Source organism: Hymenobacter terrestris (genome assembly GCF_013377905.1).
In the GTDB taxonomy this organism is placed as follows: Bacteria; Bacteroidota; Bacteroidia; order Cytophagales; family Hymenobacteraceae; genus Hymenobacter; species Hymenobacter terrestris.
The window spans coordinates 1-1325 of sequence record NZ_JABKAV010000146.1; the positions used below are offsets into that span (position 1 = coordinate 1).

General features: G+C 62.6%; 1 protein-coding gene. It reads right to left on the minus strand.

Annotated elements, in window-relative coordinates:
- Nucleotides 1–1325: carbamoyl-phosphate synthase large subunit (gene carB / locus HW556_RS18335; RefSeq protein WP_176901561.1), on the minus strand; the 1325-nt coding region annotated here is incomplete at both ends.

Consider the following 1325-nt stretch of genomic DNA (forward strand, 5'->3'; position numbering starts at 1 on the left):
TGCAAGAACCAGTGGTCAATCCGCGTCAGCTGGTGCACCTGCTCCAGCGTGTAGCCGGCCTCGAAGGCGTGGTTGATGGCGAAGATGCGCTCCTCGTTGGGCTCGCTCAGCAGCTGGTCGATGGCGGCGTTATTCAAGCCCTCCTCGGGCCGGTTGGCCACGAAGCCGCGCTTGCCGGTATCGAGCATTCGCAGGCCCTTCTGGATGGCTTCCTCGAACGATTTTCCTATCGCCATCACCTCGCCCACGCTCTTCATAGCCGAGCCAATCTGGCGGTTCACGCCCGAGAATTTGCCCAGGTCCCAGCGCGGCAGCTTCACCACCACGTAGTCCAGAGCCGGCTCGAAAAAGGCCGAGGTGGTCTGCGTGACGCTGTTTTTCAACTCGGCCAGCGAGTAGCCCAAACTCAGCTTGGCGGCCACGAAGGCCAGCGGGTAGCCCGTCGCCTTCGAGGCCAGCGCCGACGAGCGCGAGAGGCGGGCATTCACCTCAATCACGCGGTAATCTTCCGACGCGGGGTCAAGGGCGTACTGAATGTTGCACTCGCCCACGATGCCCAGGTGCCTGATGGTTTTGATGCCAATGCTGCGCAGCTTGTGGTACTCGCGGTTGCTCAGCGTTTGGGAAGGGGCCACCACGATGCTCTCGCCGGTGTGGATGCCGATGGGGTCGAAGTTCTCCATGTTGCAGACCGTGATGCAGTTGTCAAACTGGTCGCGCACCACTTCGTACTCCACTTCCTTCCAGCCCTTGAGCGATTCTTCCACCAGAATCTGGTCGGAAGTCGTGAGGGCCTGCCGGGCCAGGTCCCCCAGCTCGTCCAGGTTATTAGCGAAGCCGCTGCCCAGCCCGCCCAGCGCAAAGGCGGCCCGCACGATGATGGGGAAGCCGATGGTTTCGCCGGCGGCCAGGGCCTCGGCCATGCTGGTGCAGGCCACGCTGCGGGCCGAGAGCACGCCAATCTGGTCGAGCTTGACTTTGAAAATCTCCCGGTCCTCGGTGTCGATGATGCTCTGCACGGGCGTGCCCAGTACCTGCACGTGGTACTGCTCGAACACGCCGGCACGGTACAGGGCTACGGCGCAGTTGAGGGCCGTTTGGCCGCCAAAGGCCACCAGAATGCCATCGGGCCGCTCTTTTTTGATGACCTCCTCCACGAAGTAGGGCGTCACGGGCAGGAAGTACACGTCGTCGGCCATGCCGTCGGAGGTCTGCACGGTGGCAATGTTGGGGTTGATAAGGATGGTGCGGATGCCTTCCTCCTTCAGCGCCTTGAGGGCCTGCGAGCCGGAATAATCGAACTCCCCGGCCTCGCCAATTTTCAG